Source organism: Micromonospora sp. NPDC023966, from assembly GCF_040639095.1.
Classification (GTDB): Bacteria; Actinomycetota; Actinomycetes; order Mycobacteriales; family Micromonosporaceae; genus Micromonospora.
In genome coordinates this window covers 138,453-156,480 of record NZ_JBEZZJ010000016.1, presented here as the reverse complement: position 1 = coordinate 156,480, position 18,028 = coordinate 138,453, and the positions used below count along the sequence as shown (strand labels likewise).

Here is an 18,028-nt window from a genome sequence, read left to right as displayed (position 1 = left end):
CCGGCCGGCGCGACCGCGCGCCGGCCGGCGCCCCGCCCTGCCATCCCCCCGGAACGAGGAGACATGAACACCATCGACGCCACCACCCTGCGCGAGCTGATCGACGCCGGCCGCGCCCCCCGCCTGCTCGACGTGCGCACCCCGGCCGAGTTCGAGACCGTGCACGTCCCGGCGCCTACAACGTCCCGCTCGACCTGCTCAAGGAGCATCGCGCGGAACTGCGCGAGCACCTGGACGAGGACGTGGTGCTGATCTGCCGCTCGGGCGCCCGCGCTACCCAGGCCGAGCAGGCGCTCGCCGGGGTCGGGCTGCCGAACCTCAAGGTCCTGGACGGCGGCATGCTCGCCTGGCAGGCCGCGAACGCGCCGGTCAAGCAGGGCGCCGCCCGCTGGGACCTGGAGCGGCAGGTCCGCCTGGTCGCCGGTTCGATCGTGCTGGCCGGCGTCCTCGGCTCGGTGTTCGTGCCGGGCCTGAAGTGGGTCGCCGGGTTCATCGGCGCCGGCCTCACCTTCGCCGCGCTGACCAACACCTGCGCCATGGGCATGCTGCTGGCCAAGCTGCCGTACAACCGGGGCGCGAGCTGCGACCTGGACACCGTCGTCGGTCAGCTGCGGGAGGCCCGCTGATGCTCCTGCTGACCCTCGGGCTGGCCGTCCTCATCGGGGTCAGCCTCGGCCTGCTCGGCGGTGGCGGGTCGATCCTCGCGGTCCCGCTGCTGTCTACGTGGCCGACCTCCCGGCCAAGGAGGCCATCGCCACCTCCGTGCTCGTCGTCGGCGTGACCAGCGCCGTCGGGGTGCTGCCGCACGCCCGGGCCCACCGGGTGCGCTGGCGCACCGGCCTGACCTTCGGGCTGGCCGGGATGACCGGCGCGTACGCCAGCGGCCGGCTGGCCGCGTTCGTCCCGGCGTGGGTGCTGCTCACCGGCTTCGCCCTGATGATGCTGGCCACCGCGATCGCCATGCTGCGGGGCCGGCGCGGCGGCGCGGACCGGCCGGCCCCGCACGAGCTGCCCGTGTTCCGGGTGGCCCTGGAGGGGATCGTGGTCGGGCTGGTCACCGGCCTGGTCGGTGCCGGCGGCGGTTTCCTGGTGGTGCCCGCGCTGGCCCTGCTCGGCGGCCTGCCGATGCCGGTCGCGGTCGGCACCTCGCTGGTGGTCATCGCGATGAAGTCCTTCGCCGGCCTGGCCGGATATCTGTCCAGCGTCCACCTCGACTGGGGGCTGGCCGGTGCGGTCACCGCCGCGGCGGTACTCGGCAGCCTGGCCGGTGGGCGCCTCGCCGGTCGGCTGCCGGCGGACCTGCTGCGCCGGGTCTTCGGCTGGTTCGTGGTGGTGATGGGCGTCTTCGTCCTCGCCCAGCAGCTTCCCGCGTACGCGGGACTCGCCCTGGGAGCGCTTGCCGCAGCCGGTACGGTCAGCATGGCGGCGTGGGGCCGCCGAAGGAGGAGACACAGTGGACAGCAGCGCCTGGGACACCCGGTACGCGAGCACGCCGGGGCTGGTGTGGAGCGCTGAGCCCAACCGCTTCGTCGTCGAGTCGGTCACCGGGCTCACCCCGGGCGCCGCGCTGGACCTCGCCGCCGGCGAGGGGCGCAACGCGGTCTGGCTGGCCGAGCAGGGCTGGCGGGTCACCGCGGTGGACTTCTCACCGGTCGCCGTCGGCCGCGGGCGCGAGCTGGCCGCCGGCCGGGGCGTCCCGGTCGAGTGGCGGCTCGCCGACGTCACCGCGTACCGGCCGGTGCCGGGCAGCTACGACCTGGTGCTGATCAGCTACCTGCACCTGCCCGCCGACGACCTCGCCGGGGTGCTGGCTGCGGCCAAGCAGGCGCTGCGCCCCGGCGGCAGCCTCGTGGTGGTCGGCCACGACCTGGCGAACCTGACCGGCGGCACCGGCGGTCCGCAGGACCCGGCCGTCCTGCTCACCCCGGAGGCGGTGGTCGACGGGCTCGCCGGGCTGCACATCCGGCGCGCCGAGACGGCCCGCCGCCCGGTGTCCACCACCGACGGCGGCACCGTCGACGCCCTCGACACCGTCGTGGTCGCGACCCGCCCGGCCGACTGACGCGTCCGCTGCCTGCGGTCGCCGGCGGCCTGCGCCTCACGGGCGCAGGATCAGGCGGATCGGGTTGCCCTCCTTGTCGTGCACCCGGCGCACCGCCTCCGGCGCGTCGGCCAGCCGCAGCACGTCGCTGACCGACGCGGACAGGTCGAGCCGGCCCAGTCCGGTGAGCGTCACCAACTGCCCGACGTGTTCCGCCTCCGAGCCGTAGTGGCCGAGCACGGCCTGCTGGTTGTAGTTGAACCGGCTGTCCGACGGAATGTTGATCGGCTGGTTGGCGATGCCCGCGAGCACCAGCCGCCCCCGCCGGCCGAGCACGGTCATGGCCTGCTCCCGGACCGAGGGCACGCCGGCGAAGTCGAACGCGACGTCGAGCCCCTTGGTGCCGACCAACTCCAGCATGGCGTCCTTGAAGCCGTCGTCCCTCGGGTCGAGGGCCAGGTCCGCGCCGAGGGCGACCGCCCGGTCCCGGGCCGCCGGCAGCGGGTCCACGGCGATCACCGGGGCCGCGCCGACCAGCAGCAGCAGCTGTACCGCGTGCGCGCCGAGCCCGCCGACACCCCACACCGCGGCCGCCTCCGCCGGCCGGACCCGCGCGGTGTCGGTCACCGCCGCCCACGGCGTGGAGACCGCGTCCGGGATGATGCAGGCCTGCTCGAACGGGAGCAGGTCCGGTACGGGGACCAGGGTGTCCTCGCGGGCCAGGGCGTATTCGGCCCAGCCGCCGTCGTAGTCCACGCCGCGGGTGAGCACGAGGCCGAACCGGTCCCGCTCCCCCGCCTGCAGCAGCACCCGCTGGCCCGGCTGCCAGCCCCGCACTCCGGCACCGAGCGCGTCCACCGTGCCCGCGACCTCGTGGCCGAGGGTCACCACGTCCCCGGACAGGTACGTCGGGGTCAGCGTGCCGTCGATCAGGTGCACGTCGGACAGGCACACGCCGGCCGCGGCCACCCGGATCCGCACCTGCCCGCGCCCCGGCTCGGGCACCGGCACCGACTCCATCCGCAGCGCCCGCTCGGCCAGGTGCAGCCGTCCGGCCAGCATCTCCGCCACGCTCGGCTCCTTCCTCCGACGTCCTCGACCCGCGACGGCAGGCGTACCCGGGAAGGGCCGGGCGATGCCGTCGGCGCCGGAAAAACGGACGCGCCCGACGGCGGGGCGGGGTACCGGTAACATCGCGTGACGGAATCGGCGGAGAGGACCACCGCGTGGGCGCACGCTTCGAGGAACTGGCCTGGCGGGAGACGCCGATCGGCGAGATCAGTCTGCGCCGGCGGCGCGACCCGTCGCTGGACGTCGACGTCTACGAGGTGAAGCTCGACGACGAGTTCCTGATGTCCAGCCTCTTCCCGGTCGCGGAGATCGAACTGGCCCGGCTCGGGCTGGCCCGGGTGACCGGCGAGGCCCTGGACGTGGTGGTGGGCGGGCTCGGCCTCGGCTACACGGCGCGCACCGCGCTGGAGGATCCCCGGGTGCGCTCGCTGGTGGTGGTCGAGGCGATCGAGGACGTGATCGACTGGCACCGCCGGGACCTGCTGCCGTTCGCCGCCGGGCTGGCCGCCGACCCGCGGACCCGGTTCGTCCCGGCGGACTTCTTCGCGGCGGTCGCGAGCGGCGACGGGTTCGACCCGGAGGCGCCGGGGCGGCGGTTCCACGCCGTGCTGCTGGACGTGGACCACTCCCCCCGCCAGGTGCTGCACCCCAGCCACGCCGCCTTCTACACGGCCGACGGGCTGCGCCGGCTCGCCGCGCTGCTGCACCCGGAGGGGGTGTTCGCGCTCTGGTCGAACGACCCGCCGGACCCGGCGTTCCAGCGGACGCTGACCGAGGTGTTCCCGACGTCGGTGGCGCACGTCGTCCGCTTCCCCAACCCGTTGCAGGGCCGGGAGGCCGCGAACACCGTATACGTGGCCCGGCACTGACCGCGCCGCGGGCGGAATGGCGGGAGCCGGAACGGGAAAGCGGGCGGTCCACGTACTCGCAGGAGGTGCCATGCGGGCGTTGCTCTGGACCGTCGGCGTCGTGGCCGGCGTGCTCATCCTGCTCGGGCTGCTGCTGGAGGCGGCCCGCTGGCTGATCATCATCGGCCTGGTCGTGCTGGTCGTGGTCATCGTCCTGGGTGTCATGAAGACCCGGCGGGTGCTGCACCGACCCGCCGGCCGCCGCTGACTCGTCCGGCATCGGCGGCCGTCCCGCTTCGCGTCGTGTGACGAACTCAGCAACGTAAGTTACCGGTGGGTTAAGTTAGGCTGAGGGCCGTCATCCGGCAGCGAGGAGAGACGGCGATGGACGCGACCGTGGAGCGGCCCTGGACCCGCAGCTACGCCCCCGGCGTACCGGCCGAGATCGCGGAGCCGACCGGCTCGCTGGTGGACCTGCTCACTGACGCGGCCCGCCGGTTCGGCCCCCGGGTCGCGCTCGACTTCTACGGCGCCACCACCACCTACGCCGACCTGGCCGACCAGGTGGCCCGCGCGGCCGAGGCGCTGCGCCGGCTCGGCGTCGGCCCCGGCGACCGGGTCGCCCTGGTGCTGCCGAACTGCCCGCAGCACGTCGTCGCCTTCTACGCGGTGCTGCGCCTCGGCGCGGTGGTGGTCGAGCACAACCCGCTCTACACCGCCGACGAACTGGCCCACCAGCTCACCGACCACGGCGCCCGGGTGGCGGTGGTGTGGGACAAGGTGGCGCCGCTGGTCGCCGGGCGGGGCGCGGTCGAGACGGTGGTGAGCGTCGACCTGACCGGGGGCCTGCCCCGGCTCAAACGCTGGGCGCTGCGGCTGCCGCTGCCCAAGGTCCGCGCCGCCCGCGCCGCGATGACCGCCCCGGCCCCCGGCGCGCTCTCCTGGTCGACGCTGGTCGCCGACGCCGCGCCGCTCGCCGCCGACCACCCCGCGCCCCGGCCCGGGGACACCGCGCTGCTCCAGTACACCGGCGGCACCACCGGCGTCCCGAAGGGCGCCGTGCTGACCCACCGAAACCTGCGGGCCAACGCCGCGCAGGGCCGGGCCTGGGTGCCCGGCCTGCACGACGGCGCGGAGACCGTGTACGCCGTGCTGCCGCTGTTCCACGCGTACGGGCTGACCCTCTGCCTCACCTTCGCCGTGAGCATCGGGGCCACACTGGTGCTCTTCCCCCGCTTCGACCTCGACCAGGTGCTCGACGCGGCGCGCCGCCGCCCGCCCACCTTCCTGCCCGCCGTCCCGCCGATCTACGCGCGGCTCGCCACCGCCGCCCGGGAACGCGGCGTCGACCTCACCTCCGTCCGCTACGCCATCTCCGGCGCGATGGCGCTCCCCCCGGCCACCGTGCAGCTCTGGGAGTCGGTGACCGGCGGCCTGCTCGTCGAGGGCTACGGGATGACCGAGACCTCCCCGATCACCCTGGGCAACCCGGTCGCGCCGACCCGCCGGCCGGGCACGGTCGGGGTGCCCTTCCCCTCCACCGAGGTGCGCCTGGTCGACCCGGAGGACCCGACCCGGGACCGCGCCCCCGGCGAGGCCGGCGAGCTGCTGGTCCGCGGCCCGCAGGTGTTCGCCGGCTACTGGAACCGGCCCGACGAGACGGCCCGGGTGCTGCTGCCCGACGGCTGGCTGCGCACCGGGGACGTGGTCACCATGGACGCCGACGGTTTCGTCACCGTGGTCGACCGGATCAAGGAGCTGATCATCACGGGCGGGTTCAACGTCTACCCGTCCGAGGTGGAGGAGGCGCTGTGCCGGATCCCCGGCGTCCGCGAGGCCGCCGCGGTTGGCCTGCCCACCGGGGACGGCGAGGAGGTGGTGGCCGCCGTGGTGCTGGACCCGGGGGTGGGCGCCGGCCCGGACTCGGTCCGCTCCGCCTGCCGGCAGCACCTCGCCGGCTACAAGGTGCCCCGCCGGGTGGTGGTGGTCGACGACCTGCCCCGCTCGCAGATCGGCAAGGTCCTCCGCCGTGAGGTGCGCGACCGGCTGCTCGCCGAGGGCTGACCACCGGCATCACACGCGGGGCGCCATGACTGGGCACCGGTCCCGGCCCGGATCGAACGATCCCGGGCCGGGCCGGGACCCGTCGCCGATCAGCTCGTCATGCTGGCGAACATGCCGGCCTCGTAGGAGCCGCCCTTCTGGTGCACGATCACGGCAAGGCGGTTGGCCGCGTTGATCAGGGCGACCAGGCAGACCAGGGCGGCGATCTGGTCGTCGTCGTAGTGCTTGCGCACCTGGGCCCAGGTCTCGTCGGAGACGCCCTGGTGGGCGTCGGCGAGCCGGGTGCCCTCTTCGGCGAGCGCCAGCGCCGCCTGTTCCGCCTCGGTGAACACGGTGGACTCGCGCCAGGCGGCGACCAGGTTGAGCCGGACCGCGCTCTCGCCGGCAGCCGCGGCCTCCTTGGTGTGCAGGTCGATGCACCAACCGCAGCCGTTGATCTGGCTGGCCCGCAGCGACACCAGCTCCTGCGTCGACTTCGGCAGCGGCGACTGGTGCAGCACCAGGCCGGTGTTCGCGAACCGCTTGGCGAACTTGGCGGCGATCTCGTTCTCGAACAGGTTGAATCGGGCTTCCATGACGTCGTCCTCTCTCCGTGTGGCGCTGGACGAACACGAGATGCCGGCGGCCCGATCCCTGTGACAGCTCGGTCACGTGACGCACGCCACTAGGGTCTGGGTGTCACAGAACGGCGGGGCCCGGCATCTGGTGGGTGACACAGTCGAGAGCGAAGAGGAGATCCGCATGGCCGGCACGTCGCGGACCGCGCCCGACGATCGCGGCGGGGGCATGAGCCAGGACGACCGCATGGACTCCGCCACCGAGGCGTTCCTGGCCCACCGCAACCTGCTGTTCACCGTCGCCTACGAGATGCTGGGCTCGGCCGCCGACGCGGAGGACGTCCTGCAGGAGACCTGGTTGCGGTGGGTGGGCGTCGATCTCGACACGGTGCGGGAGCAGCGGGCTTACCTGGTGCGGATCGCCACCCGCCAGGCCCTGGCCCGGCTGCGTACGCTGGGCCGCCGCAAGGAGTCCTACGTCGGCTCCTGGTTGCCCGAGCCGCTGCTGACCACGCCCGACGTGGCCGAGGACGTCGAGTTGGCCGACAGCGTGTCGATGGCGATGCTGCTGGTGCTGGAGACGCTCACGCCGACCGAGCGGGCGGTGTTCGTGCTGCGTGAGGTGTTCGACCTGGCCTACGACGAGATCGCCGGAGCCGTCGACAAGAGCGAGGCCGCGGTCCGGCAGATCGCGCACCGGGCCCGGGCCCACGTCGCGGCGCGCCGGCCGCGCGGGGTCGTCTCCCAGGCCGAGACCCGCGACGCGCTCCAGGCGTTTCAGCGGGCGGCCGAGACGGGCGATCTGCAGAGCCTGCTCGACATCCTCGCGCCGGATGTCGTCCTCCTGGGTGACGGTGGCGGAGTCAAGCAGGCCGTCCTGCGGCCCGTCGTGGGGGCCGACAAGGTGGCCCGCCTGCTGGTCGCCGGATTGGGCCGGGTCGCCGGCACGATGTCGCTGGGGCCGGCGCAGGTCAACGGCTACCCGGCGCTGATCTTCCGGCAGGACGACGAGATCGACACCGTCGTGGCGGTGCGCATCGACGACGGCCTCATCACCGGGCTCTACGCCGTGCGCAATCCGGAAAAGCTGTCGCACATGCAGCGGGAGACCACCCTGCGGCGCTGAGCGGTGGCCCGCGGAGCCGACCGCTCAGCCGAGACCGCGGTGCGCGGACCACAGCGCACCGGCGCGGCTGGCGGCCCGGTCGACCAGGGCCGTCAGCTCGGGCCGGTCGGGCACGGGGAACGAGACGTAGGTGCCGCGGCCGCCGGCGGTCGGTCGCCCGTAGGCCTTCGCCGCGAGGCGACCGTCGGGGAGGAGCCGGACGTTGAGCGTGGTCAGGATGAACTCCTCACCTCGCCGGGTATCGGTCCAGCGGAGCCCCTCGGGGATCGTGACGTTGATCGCCAGGGCGCTCACCTCGAGGGGTACGTCGCCGCTCATGGCGCATATTCTCAGCGAGATTTGCCGAAGCAGCAAGAAAGTTTGTCGGCACCAGCGGCGCTCAGGATGCTGGTGGGCATGGACGTCAACCAGTCCTACGACCTGATCGCCGCGGCCGCCGCCGCCAAGCACCGGGAGGAAGCCGCCTCATGAGTGGACACGGACACCACCCCACCGCGGAGGAGGCGGCTGCCCTGTTCGAGCCGCCGGGCTGGGACGAGCGGTATTCCGGCGAGGAGAAGATCTGGAGCGGTAACCCCAATGCGCAGCTCGTCGCCGAGGTGGCCGGGCTGACGCCGGGCACCGCGCTCGACGTCGGCTGCGGCGAGGGCGGCGACGTGATCTGGCTGGCCCGCCAGGGCTGGAGGGTGACCGGCACCGACTTCTCCGCCAACGGCCTCGCCCGCGCCGCCCGGCACGCCGAGCAGGCCGGGGTCGCCGACCGCACCGAATGGTGGCAGGTCGACGCCCGGACCTTCGCGGCCGACGGCCGGTCCTACGACCTGGTCACCAGCCACTTTCTGCACCCACCGGACGGCGGGATGGTGGAGGTGACCCGCCGGTTGGCCGGCGCCGTCGCGCCCGGCGGGCACCTGCTCGTCGTCGGCCACGCGCCGTCGGAGGGATTCCCCCATCTGACCGCCAGCCACCGCCGAGCCATGTTCGTCGCCGAGGAGCTGCTGCCCGGCCTGCCGGACGACTTCGAGGCCCTGGTGGTCGAGCAGCGGCCGCGGACGGTCACCCGCGACGGCGTGACGCTCGACATCCACGACTCCACGCTGCTCGCGCGCCGCGCCTCCTAGGCCCTCCGCGGCCGGTCAGAACCAGGCCTCCCGGGTGTCCAGGGTGGTTCGGTCCAGGCTCTCCAGCAGGTCGAACTGCGGGCCGGTACGGGGCAGCTCGTAGCGGAAGAAGTACCGGGCGGCCTGCCGCTTGCCGGCGAGGAAGTCGCCGTCCGGGCCGTCCGGGCTGCCCAGCGCCTCGACGGCGAGCAACTGCTCCAGCCACATCCAGGCGATCACCACATGCCCGACCGCCTCCAGGTAGACGCTGGCGTTGGCCAGGGCCAGCTCCGGGTCGCCGGCGCCGTGCAGCCGGCGGGTCACCACGGCGATCCGGTCGACCGCCGCGCCGAGCCGGCCGGCCAGCTCGGCCGCCTCGCCCTCGGCCTTCCAGGCCCGGGTGACGGTGGCCCGGATGGTCTCCAGCAGCAGCTCCAGGCCGGCCCCGCCGCGCATGGTGACCTTGCGGCCGAGTAGGTCGAGCGCCTGGATGCCGTGGGTGCCCTCGTGGATCGGGTTGAGCCGGTTGTCCCGCCAGTGCTGCTCGACGTCGTAGTCGCGGGTGTAGCCGTAGCCGCCGTGCACCTGGATGGCCAGGTCGTTGGCGGCCAGGCACCACTGCGACGGCCAGCTCTTGGCGATCGGGGTGAGCAGGTCCAGCAGCAGGTGCGCCCGGCTGCGGTCGGCCTCGGCCGGAGCGGTCTTCTCCTCGTCGAGCAGCCGCCCGCAGTAGAGGATCAGGGCGAGCGCGCCCTCCACGTAGCTCTTCTGCGCCAGCAGCATCCGGCGTACGTCGGCGTGCGCCACGATCGGCACCTGCGGCGCGGTCGGGTCCTTGTCGGCGGCGGGGCGGCCCTGCGGGCGCTGCCGGGCGTACGCCACGGACTTCAGGTAGCTGGTGTAGCCGAGCGCGGTGGCGCCGGCGCCCACCCCGATGCGCGCCTCGTTCATCATGTGGAACATCTGCGCCAGCCCCTGGTGCGGCTCCCCCACCAGGTAGCCGACCGCCCCGGGCCGCCCGTACGGGCGATGCACGCCCTCGCCGAAGTTGAGCAGCGTGTTGGTGGTGCCCCGGTAGCCCAGCTTGTGGTTGAGACCGACCAGCACGACGTCGTTGCGCGGGCCGAGCGCGCCGTTGGCGTCGAGGAGCACCTTCGGCACGATGAACAGCGAGATGCCCTTCACCCCGGGCGGCCCGCCGGGGATCCGGGCGAGCACCAGGTGGACGATGTTCTCGGCCAGGTCGTGCTCGCCGCCGGAGATCCACATCTTGGTGCCGACCAGCCGGTACGTCCCGTCCTCCTGCGGCTCGGCCCGGGTGGTGATGTCGGCCAGCGAGCTGCCGGCCTGCGGCTCGGAGAGGCACATGGTGCCGAAGAACCGCCCCTCCACCATGGGCCGCACCCAGGTGTCGATCTGCTCGGCGCTGCCGTGGGCGAGCAGCAGGTTGGCGTTGCCGAGGGTGAGGAACGGGTAGGCGGCGGTGGCCACGTTGGCGGCCTGGAACCAGGCGAAGCAGGCGGCGGCCACGGCGTGCGGCAACTGCATCCCGCCGACCGACTCGTCCATGGTGGCGGCCAGCAGGCCGGTGCCGGCGAACACCTCCAGGGCGGCCTTGACCTGCGGGAGGGTGCGGACCCGCTGCCCGTCGAAGCTCGGTTCGGCGGCGTCGGCGGCGCGGTTGTGCGGGGCGAACCGCTCGGCGGCGACCTGCGCGGCGAGGTCCAGCACCGCGTCGAAGGTCTCCCGCGAGTGCTCGGCGTAGCGCGGCCGCTCGGTCAGCCGGCTGACGTCCAGCCAGTCGTGGAGCAGGAACGCCAGATCGCGACGGGACAGCAGGGTCGACGACGACACAGGTCTCCTTCCGTCGGCCGTGCTCAGCCGCGGCGCAGCCCGGCGACGGCCTCTCGGAGGTCATCCTGACTGATCGGGGCGGGCGGCGCACCCTCCCTCGCCTCCCGGAGCGCCTTGGCGAGTTGCACCCGGCGCAGCACCTCCCGCAGGTCGGCCCCCGTGAGGCCCGGGGTGACGGCGGCCAGCGCGGCCGGGTCGACGTCGGCGGCGAACATCCGGAAGCCGGGCCGCTCGTGCCGGTCGATCAGCTCCCGGATCATCTTGGCGAGGATCTCCGCGCGGCCGGCCTCGTCCGGCGCCGGAATGGCGATCTTGAGGTCGAAGCGGCCGGAGCGGATCAGCGAGGCGTCCACCCGCTGCGGGAAGTTGGTGGTGGCCACCACGATGACATCCGGGTTCTCCTCGAACAGCGTGTTCATCTCCTGCTTGAAGATCCCGGCCACCGCGTTGACCGCCTGGCTGGCCGCGTCGCCACCGGCGCCCGCGTAACTGATGATGCTGTCGAACTCGTCGAAGAGCATGACGGTGGGCCGCCGGTAGCGACGCGCCTCCCGGAAGATCCGCTTGATGTTGCGCTCGGAGCCGCCGAGGAACTTGTCGAGGATCTCCGGGGTGCGGATCTCCACGAAGTCCGCGCCGATCTCGTTGGCCAGGGCCCGGGCCAGCATGGTCTTGCCGGTGCCCGGCGGGCCGTACAGCAGGATGCCCTGCGGCCGGCGCGCCCCCCAGCGGGCCATCGCCCCCGGGTGCCGGAACGACACCGCGACCTCGCGGAACCGGGCGACCACCTCGGCCAGGCCGCCGACCTGGTCGAGGGTCACCGCCGCGCTGCGCGGCACCGCCGCGGCCGCGCGGTGACCCACGGGGTACGACCGGCCGCGCAGCAACGTCGGCTCCGGGGTGTCGCCGGCCAGCTCGCGGACGGCCTGGAGCACCACCCCGATCGCGGCGGTCAGGTGCGCCGGCGTCACCTCGGCGCTGGGCACCTCGGCGCGCACCCGCACCGTCCCGCCGTCGTGGCTCACCTCCGGCCGCAGGCCGGCCTCCTCGGCGGCGCGCAGCACCGCGCGGCCGGCCGCGTCGCGCGGCGCCTCGGCGAGCGCGGTCCCGGCGGGACGCAGCCCGAGCCGGCGCCCGGCCTCGGCCGCCACCCGGCCGACCGTGGCGGCCGGCCCGTCGCCGCCCTTCGCGGCGAGTCGCTGGGCGATCAGCAGCCCGACCGGTCCGGCCAGGCCGAGGGCGAGCAGGCCGGTGGCGGGCAGCGGGGCGTCCGCCCGCAGGTACGCCTCGAAGCGGTGCACCGGCCGCCCGTCCCGGCTGTCGGCGCGCACGGTGCAGCGCACCTCCCGCACGGGCGCGGGGAAGTCGGCGCCGGCCAGCAGCTCCACCGGCCCGTCCTGGGCGGCGGCGAGCAGCGCCGTGGCGTCGGTGACGGTGACCCGGGCGCCGAGCAGCGTCACCGTCTCCACGTCCGGCCGGACCTCGTACCCCGTCATGCGACCACATCCCTCGCTGCGGCGGTCTCCGCTGCCGAGTCTGACACCGGGTCACCGCGGCGGCCACCGACGCCGGTCAGCCCGCCTCGGCGAGCAGGCCGTCGACGAGGTCCCGGGGCAGCCCGTGGGTGTCGTGCAGCCAGTGGTAGTCGCGCTCGGTCAGCGGCCCCCGCGCGCGTACCCGGTCGACCAGCGGCCGGCCCCGGCCGAGCAGCCCGCGGAACCGCCGCTCCTCGTCCAGCAGCAGCTCGCGCAGCGGGCCCACCTCCGCCTCCTGCCGGAACCGGCGCAGCGTGTCGCCGTACGCGTCGAGCGGCAGGTCGGTCAGGCCGCGCGCCGGGTCGTCCCGCCACAGCACGGTGAGCGCCCGCCGGACCAGCCGGCGTAGCACGTAGCCGCGGCCGGTGTTGCCGGGGCGTACCCCGTCGCCGAGCACGACCACGGCGGAGCGCAGGTGGTCGGCGACCACCCGCAGGTCCTCGCCGCGCAGGTCCCACCGGTCGCGGACCGCGTCCACCCACGGGGTCAGACCGGCGCCCTCGAAGACCGACCGGCCGCCGCGCAGCACCATCTCCAGGCGTTCCAGACCCATTCCGGTGTCGATGCTCGACATCGGCAGCGGCGTCAGCCGGCCGTCGGAGTGCCGGTGGTAGCGCATCTGGACGTGGTTCCAGACCTCCATCCAGCGCTCGTCGGTGCCCGGGGTGCCGACCGGCGGGCCGTCCCCGGTCCACACGAAGATCTCCGAGTCGGGCCCGCACGGGCCGGTCGGGCCGTTGGACCACCAGTTCTCCGCGCCGTTCGACTCGACCGGCACACCCAGCCCGGCCCAGGTGGCGAGCGCGGTCTCGTCCGGGCCGACCTGGTCGTCGCCGCCGAAGACGGTGGCGTGCAGCCGCCCCGGGCCGACGCCGAAACCGTCGGTGAGCAGCTCGTACCCCCAGCGGAGGCTGGTCGCGATGTCGTAGTCGCCGAGCGACCACGAGCCGAGCATGTCGAAGACCGTCAGGTGGGTGCGGTCACCGACCTCCTCCAGGTCGGTGGTGCGCAGGCAGCGCTGCACGTTGACCAGCCGCCGGCCGCCGGGGTGCGGGCGCCCCAGCAGGTACGGGGTGAGCGGGTGCATGCCGGAGGTGGTGAAGAGGACCGAATCGCCGGGCGGCGGGATCAGCGAGCTCTCCGGCGCGTCCCGGTGGCCCCGGCGGTGGTAGTGGTCGACGAAGGTTCGGACGATCTGGTCGGGTGTCATGGCACGGGCCTTCCGGTGGGGACGACCGGACGGTCCGCCGCGCGGGCGGTGGCGTGACACGACGACGCCGGCGGACCGTTTCCGGTCGCCGGCGGGAATTGGGCAGGTCAGGCGGCGGCAACCGGCGAGCGGGAAGCTCGCGCGGCTGCGGCGGTGGTGCTGCGCCTGAGGTCCATGCCTACGACCGTAGCCGATCGGCGGCGGTGCCGCCCACCGGAATATCCCGGTGGGCGGCGACCGGTCAGGCCGTGCCGGAGGAGACCAGCGAGGCCGGGGCCACCGGCTGCCGGCGGTCGGAGCGCCGGTTCGGCAACGACAGCCGGATCACCTTCCACCAGGCGGAGGCGACCTGCTTGGGCAGCGGGCCGGTGGTGTACTTCAGGCCGTACCGGTCGAACAGGGCCCGGACCTGCGGGGCGATCTCCTGGTAGCGGTTGCTCGGCAGGTCGGGGAAGAGGTGGTGCTCGATCTGGAACGACAGGTTGCCGGTCATGATGTGCAGCAGCCGGGGGCCGCTGATGTTGGCCGAGCCGAGCATCTGCCGCAGGTACCACTCGCCGCGGGTCTCGCCCTCGATGGAGGTCTTCTCGAAGGTCTCCACGCCGTTCGGGAAGTGCCCGCACATGATCACCGAGTGGCTCCACAGGTTGCGGATCAGGTTCGCGGTGAAGGTGGCGGCGAGCGTGGACAGGAACGACGGGCCGGACAGCAGCGGGTGCAGCACGTAGTCCTTGAGCACCTGGCGGCGGATCTTGCGACCGACCGCCTTGGCGCGGGCCCGGAACGCCGGGTCCTTGTGCCGGCCGTTCTTGAGGTTCTCCCCCAGCTCAAGGTCGTACGCGGCGATGCCGTACTCGAAGAAGCAGGCGTTGAGGAAGTTGTAGAACGGCTGGCCCAGGTACATCGGGTGCCACGGCTGGTCCTCGTCGACCCGCATGATGCCGTACCCGAGGTCGTTGTCCTTGCCGAGCACGTTGGTGTACCGGTGGTGCAGCTCGTTGTGCGAGTGCTTCCACTGCTCGGGCGGGGAGACGTGGTCCCAGTCCCAGGTGGTGGAGTGGATCTTCGGGTCGCGCATCCAGTCCCATTGCCCGTGCAGGACGTTGTGCCCGATCTCCATGTTGTCGAGGATCTTGGCGACCGCGAGGCCGGCCGTGCCCACGATCCAGGCCGGCGGAAAGAGCGAGAAGAGCAGCACGGCCCGGCTGCTCAGCTCCAGCGTCCGCTGGGTCTTGATCACCTTGCGGATGTAGCGGGCGTCCCGCTCGCCCCGGTCGGCGATCACCCGGTCCCGGATCGCGTCCAGCTCCTTGCCGATGATCTCGATGTCCGCGGCGGTGAGGTGGGCGATCGGGTTGTCGGCCTTCTTCTGGATCACGGTCACGTCGGGTGGCCTCCTGTCAGAGTTCGATGTCGCAGGTACCGGCGGCCGCCGACACGCAGGTCTGGATGAGCACGCCGTCGCCGGGGACGGCGGTGGTGAGGTCCCCGTTGCGCAGATCGCGCACCGCGCCCTCGCGCAGCGGCACGACACAGCCGAAGCAGATCCCCATCCGGCAGCCGGACGGCATCAGCACGCCGGCCGCCTCTCCGGCGTCGAGGATCGGGGTGGCCCCGTCGGCCTCGACGGTCACGCCGACCCCGGTGAACGTCACGGTGCCGCCCTCCCCCGGTGAGATCACGGTGGGCCGGAACCGCTCGGTGTGCAGCCGGTCGGCGAGCCCGTGTGACTCCCAGTACCCCTCAACCGCGTCGAGCATGCCGATCGGCCCGCAGGCCCAGGCCTGCCGGTCGAGGTGGTCGGGCACCAGGTCCGCCAGCTCGTCGACGCCGAGCAGGCCGTCGGTGTCGGTGTGCCGCTCGACCAGCCGCAGCGCGCCGGACCCGGCGAGCGCCCGCAGCTCCGGGCCGAAGATGACGTCGTCGCGGGTCGGCGCCGAGTGCACCAGCACCACGTCGGCCCGGCCGGGCAGGCCGGCGCGGAGCATCGCCATGACCGGGGTGATGCCGCTGCCGGCGGTGAGGAAGAGGACCTGTCCGGGGGTCGCCTCGGGCACGACGAAGTCGCCCTGCGCCTGGTCGAGCTGGACGATCGTGCCGGGCCGGATCCGGTGGACCAGGTGGTTGCTGACCTTGCCGTCCGGGATCGCCTTCACGGTGACGGTGATCCGGCGGTCCGCGGCGCCGGGCACCGAGGTGACCGAGTACGCCCGCCACTGGCGCACCCCGTCGACGTCCACGCCGAGGCGCACGTACTGTCCGGGCAGGTGCCCCTGCCACCCTCGGCCCGGCTGGATGACCACGGTCGCGGCGTCCCGGGTCTCCGGGCGGACCTCGACGATCCGGCCGCGCAGCGGAGCACCGGCGCGCAGCGGAGCGACGAGGTCGAGGTAGTCCCCCGGCAACAGCGGGGTGGTGACCGCGCCGGCCAGCCGCAGCAATCTGTCCCGGAAGGTGGCCTTCTGGGGGTGGCGGGGGGCAGTTGTGGTCATATCACCAGGGTGACTGCGTGATCGCATAACATCTTGACCGCCAAAGGTGAAACAGCCGCAGGTTTTTGTTCGGGGAGAACAAGATGTCCGACGAGTCCGTGCCGAACTATCGCGCCGCCCACCTCGAACTCGACGCGGGAGTGGCGGCCCGGCTGCGCGACGGGCTGCCCGTGGTGGCGGAGCGGACCGTCAGCGCGATCACCGCCGAGGTCCCCGACTACTCCGGCGCGCTCACCGGCACCATGCGGGAGAAGATCGAGAACGCGGTACGCATCGCGCTGGGTACATTCTTCCAGCTCATCGAAGGGGCAGAGCTGACCGACCCGAGCACCCCGCTGGCCCCGGCCCTGGAGGCCGCGTACGCGCTGGGCAGCGGCGAGGCCCGCTCCGGGCGCAGCATGGACGCGCTGCTGGCCGCGTACCGGGTGGGAGCCCGGGTGGCCTGGCGGGAGGTCTCCGCCACTACCGTGCGCAGCGGGCTGGCCGCCGAGACGGTGGCCGAGTTCGCCGAGCTGATGTTCGCCTACATCGACGAGCTCTCCGCGGCCAGCGTGGCCGGGCACGCCGACGAGCTGGCCAGCGCGGGCCGGGCCCGCAGCCGCAACATGGAACGCCTGATCCAGCAACTGCTCGCCGGGGAACCGGAGGAGATCCTGCGGCGCAGCGCCGAACGGGCCGACTGGCCACTGCCGCAGACCCTCACCGTCGTCCTCCTGCCCCGCCGCAACCTGCGCGCGGTGCTCGCCCTGCTCAATCCGCACACTCTGGAGAGCGGCGAGGACCTGCCCGGCATGGACCCCGCCGAGGAACTGGCCGTCCTGCTGGTCCCGGACACCCACGGCGCCCGCCGGCGCCAACTCACCCGGCTGCTGCACGGGCACCGGGCGGTGCTCGGACCGGCCCGGTCGTGGCACCGGGTCGCCGCCTCCTACCAGCGGGCCACCCGGGCGCTCGCCCTCGGCCTCGGCGAACCGGACGCCGGGCCGGTCGACACCGAGGACCACCTGGCCGAGCTGCTGCTCAGCATGGACCCGGAGGCCCTGGCCGACCTGCGCGCGCAGGCCCTCGCGCCGCTCGCCGCCCTGCCCCCGGCCACCGCGCACCGGCTCGCCGAGACACTGCGCTCCTGGCTGCTGCACCAGGGCCGCCGCGAGGACGTGGCGGCCGACCTGTTCGTCCACCCGCAGACCGTCCGCTACCGGATGGGCAAGCTCCGCGAGCTGTACGGCGACCGCCTCCACGAACCGGCCACGGTGCTCGCCCTCACCATCGCCCTGGCCGTCCCGCCCACCCCGCCGGAGGCCGCCTGAGCACCGCTGCTCCCCGCCACGGTGGACCGGTTACGGGATCGGCCGGAGCGGCCGGCCGGCGCGAGCGCGTCGAGGGCGTCAGGGGGTCCCGGCGACGGCGCGCGGCTCACCCAGGAACGCGTAGGCGGCCAGCGCGCCGGCGAGAACAGCGTCCACCGCGATGACGAAGCCCCGGTCCATCCCGGTCGGGGCGAGCGCGTACCCGGTGGTCAGGGCGCCCACGGCGACCAGCACCATGATTCCCCGGGCCACCTGTCGCGCCGGCAGGGTCCCCGTGACCGCCAGGATCGCCCGGACGGCGCCGGCCAGCCCCACGATCAGCCAGGGCACGGCCAGCCCGGCCACCCCCCGGTCGAGCCCGTCGATTCCGAACCAGGCGAGCAGCCCGAAGATCACCACGGCGAGGACGTGCAGGTGGACGTCGCGGAGGTGGCGGGGTTCCGCCCGGCTCGCCGATCGCTCGCTGCCTCGCGCCATGATCGTCCTCCACCCGGATGCCGGCATCATCGACCGCCATCGTCGCACTCCCCGGAAGCACGCTCCAGCGGTTGACCGGGAGCCGACGGAGGGATCGGGGGAAGCGGCTACTCCTCCGGGACGCCCGGACCGACCTCGCCACGCCTCAGGTGCTCGGCGTTGCGGTCGGCCTCGCTGTCGGCGTGCGCGGCACCGGCACCCGGATCCTTGGTAAGGCGCCCCTCGGCGTCCTGATACGCCTCGCCGCTCTCGAGCGCTTCTTCCTGCTGCCGACGCTGCTCAGGTGTGGTCACGACCGAATCAATACCCTCCGCTCGCGGCAGATATGCACAAGGTTCTCGAA

17 protein-coding genes and 2 pseudogenes are annotated in these 18,028 nt (G+C 73.7%); 9 read left to right on the top strand and 10 right to left on the bottom strand.

Going from position 1 to position 18,028, the window contains the following annotated elements:
* The first annotated feature begins 63 nt into the window (after nucleotides 1-63).
* The 3 genes and pseudogenes from AB0F68_RS21470 to AB0F68_RS21460 all read left to right on the top strand — a co-directional run bounded on the left by AB0F68_RS21470 (nucleotide 64) and on the right by AB0F68_RS21460 (nucleotide 2,062).
* A pseudogene (locus AB0F68_RS21470) lies at nucleotides 64-626 on the top strand (rhodanese-like domain-containing protein).
* Nucleotides 626-1,515, top strand: a pseudogene (locus AB0F68_RS21465) (sulfite exporter TauE/SafE family protein). Before AB0F68_RS21470 ends, AB0F68_RS21465 begins: the two co-directional pseudogenes overlap by 1 nt.
* Complete coding sequence (locus AB0F68_RS21460; RefSeq protein ID WP_357341125.1) at nucleotides 1,454-2,062, top strand: class I SAM-dependent methyltransferase; 609 nt, start codon at nucleotides 1,454-1,456, stop codon at nucleotides 2,060-2,062. The pseudogene AB0F68_RS21465 and the gene AB0F68_RS21460 overlap by 62 nt, the downstream one beginning before the upstream one ends.
* 36 nt (nucleotides 2,063-2,098) lie before the next feature.
* Here the strand turns inward: AB0F68_RS21460 and AB0F68_RS21455 are convergent, their stop codons facing one another.
* Entirely contained in the window at nucleotides 2,099-3,103 is a 1,005-nt protein-coding gene (locus AB0F68_RS21455; RefSeq protein ID WP_357341180.1) for a zinc-binding dehydrogenase, read from the bottom strand.
* A gap of 164 nt (nucleotides 3,104-3,267) precedes the next feature.
* On the opposite strand from AB0F68_RS21455, the gene AB0F68_RS21450 reads away from it, so the two are divergent.
* The 3 genes from AB0F68_RS21450 to AB0F68_RS21440 all read left to right on the top strand — a co-directional run bounded on the left by AB0F68_RS21450 (nucleotide 3,268) and on the right by AB0F68_RS21440 (nucleotide 6,024).
* Nucleotides 3,268-3,981, top strand: coding sequence for a spermidine synthase (locus AB0F68_RS21450; protein ID WP_357341123.1), 714 nt, complete (start codon nucleotides 3,268-3,270; stop codon nucleotides 3,979-3,981).
* A 70-nt stretch (nucleotides 3,982-4,051) separates the two neighbouring features.
* Nucleotides 4,052-4,228, top strand: coding sequence for a hypothetical protein (locus AB0F68_RS21445; RefSeq protein WP_357341118.1), 177 nt, complete (start codon nucleotides 4,052-4,054; stop codon nucleotides 4,226-4,228).
* A gap of 116 nt (nucleotides 4,229-4,344) precedes the next feature.
* Entirely contained in the window at nucleotides 4,345-6,024 is a 1,680-nt protein-coding gene (locus AB0F68_RS21440) for a long-chain-fatty-acid--CoA ligase (RefSeq protein WP_357341116.1), read from the top strand.
* Nucleotides 6,025-6,113: 89 nt separating this feature from the next.
* Here AB0F68_RS21440 and AB0F68_RS21435 read toward each other — a convergent pair whose 3' ends face one another.
* Nucleotides 6,114-6,599 carry a carboxymuconolactone decarboxylase family protein gene (locus tag AB0F68_RS21435; protein ID WP_357341113.1) on the bottom strand — a complete coding sequence of 162 codons (486 nt, stop codon included), beginning with the start codon at nucleotides 6,597-6,599 and terminating at the stop codon, nucleotides 6,114-6,116.
* Nucleotides 6,600-6,828: 229 nt separating this feature from the next.
* Here AB0F68_RS21435 and AB0F68_RS21430 point away from each other — a divergent pair, with 229 nt between their 5' ends.
* On the top strand, nucleotides 6,829-7,707 hold the full coding sequence (locus tag AB0F68_RS21430; protein ID WP_357341178.1) for an RNA polymerase sigma-70 factor: 879 nt from the start codon (nucleotides 6,829-6,831) through the stop codon (nucleotides 7,705-7,707).
* Nucleotides 7,708-7,731: 24 nt separating this feature from the next.
* Here the strand turns inward: AB0F68_RS21430 and AB0F68_RS21425 are convergent, their stop codons facing one another.
* Nucleotides 7,732-8,025, bottom strand: coding sequence for a hypothetical protein (locus tag AB0F68_RS21425; protein ID WP_357341111.1), 294 nt, complete (start codon nucleotides 8,023-8,025; stop codon nucleotides 7,732-7,734).
* Between the two features lie 149 nt (nucleotides 8,026-8,174).
* Here AB0F68_RS21425 and AB0F68_RS21420 point away from each other — a divergent pair, with 149 nt between their 5' ends.
* Nucleotides 8,175-8,828 (top strand): class I SAM-dependent methyltransferase, encoded by a 654-nt coding sequence (locus tag AB0F68_RS21420; protein ID WP_357341108.1) that lies wholly within the window; start codon nucleotides 8,175-8,177, stop codon nucleotides 8,826-8,828.
* 15 nt (nucleotides 8,829-8,843) lie between these two features.
* On the opposite strand, the gene AB0F68_RS21415 is transcribed toward AB0F68_RS21420, so the two are convergent.
* The 5 genes from AB0F68_RS21415 to AB0F68_RS21395 all read right to left on the bottom strand — a co-directional run bounded on the left by AB0F68_RS21415 (nucleotide 8,844) and on the right by AB0F68_RS21395 (nucleotide 15,898).
* Entirely contained in the window at nucleotides 8,844-10,661 is a 1,818-nt protein-coding gene (locus AB0F68_RS21415; protein WP_357341106.1) for an acyl-CoA dehydrogenase, read from the bottom strand.
* Nucleotides 10,662-10,684: 23 nt separating this feature from the next.
* Entirely contained in the window at nucleotides 10,685-12,157 is a 1,473-nt protein-coding gene (locus AB0F68_RS21410) for an ATP-binding protein (RefSeq protein WP_357341103.1), read from the bottom strand.
* Nucleotides 12,158-12,233: 76 nt separating this feature from the next.
* Nucleotides 12,234-13,406 carry an alanine--tRNA ligase-related protein gene (locus tag AB0F68_RS21405; protein WP_357341101.1) on the bottom strand — a complete coding sequence of 391 codons (1,173 nt, stop codon included), beginning with the start codon at nucleotides 13,404-13,406 and terminating at the stop codon, nucleotides 12,234-12,236.
* A gap of 241 nt (nucleotides 13,407-13,647) precedes the next feature.
* Nucleotides 13,648-14,790 carry an acyl-CoA desaturase gene (locus tag AB0F68_RS21400; protein ID WP_357341098.1) on the bottom strand — a complete coding sequence of 381 codons (1,143 nt, stop codon included), beginning with the start codon at nucleotides 14,788-14,790 and terminating at the stop codon, nucleotides 13,648-13,650.
* A gap of 16 nt (nucleotides 14,791-14,806) precedes the next feature.
* Nucleotides 14,807-15,898, bottom strand: coding sequence for a ferredoxin reductase (locus AB0F68_RS21395; RefSeq protein ID WP_357341096.1), 1,092 nt, complete (start codon nucleotides 15,896-15,898; stop codon nucleotides 14,807-14,809).
* A gap of 83 nt (nucleotides 15,899-15,981) precedes the next feature.
* On the opposite strand from AB0F68_RS21395, the gene AB0F68_RS21390 reads away from it, so the two are divergent.
* Nucleotides 15,982-17,208 (top strand): helix-turn-helix domain-containing protein, encoded by a 1,227-nt coding sequence (locus AB0F68_RS21390; RefSeq protein WP_357341094.1) that lies wholly within the window; start codon nucleotides 15,982-15,984, stop codon nucleotides 17,206-17,208.
* A 78-nt stretch (nucleotides 17,209-17,286) separates the two neighbouring features.
* On the opposite strand, the gene AB0F68_RS21385 is transcribed toward AB0F68_RS21390, so the two are convergent.
* Nucleotides 17,287-17,685: a hypothetical protein gene (locus AB0F68_RS21385; RefSeq protein WP_357341091.1), complete on the bottom strand. Its 399-nt coding sequence runs from the start codon at nucleotides 17,683-17,685 to the stop codon at nucleotides 17,287-17,289.
* A 107-nt stretch (nucleotides 17,686-17,792) separates the two neighbouring features.
* Entirely contained in the window at nucleotides 17,793-17,978 is a 186-nt protein-coding gene (locus AB0F68_RS21380) for a ribonuclease (protein WP_357341089.1), read from the bottom strand.
* Between the last annotated feature and the right edge of the window lie 50 nt (nucleotides 17,979-18,028).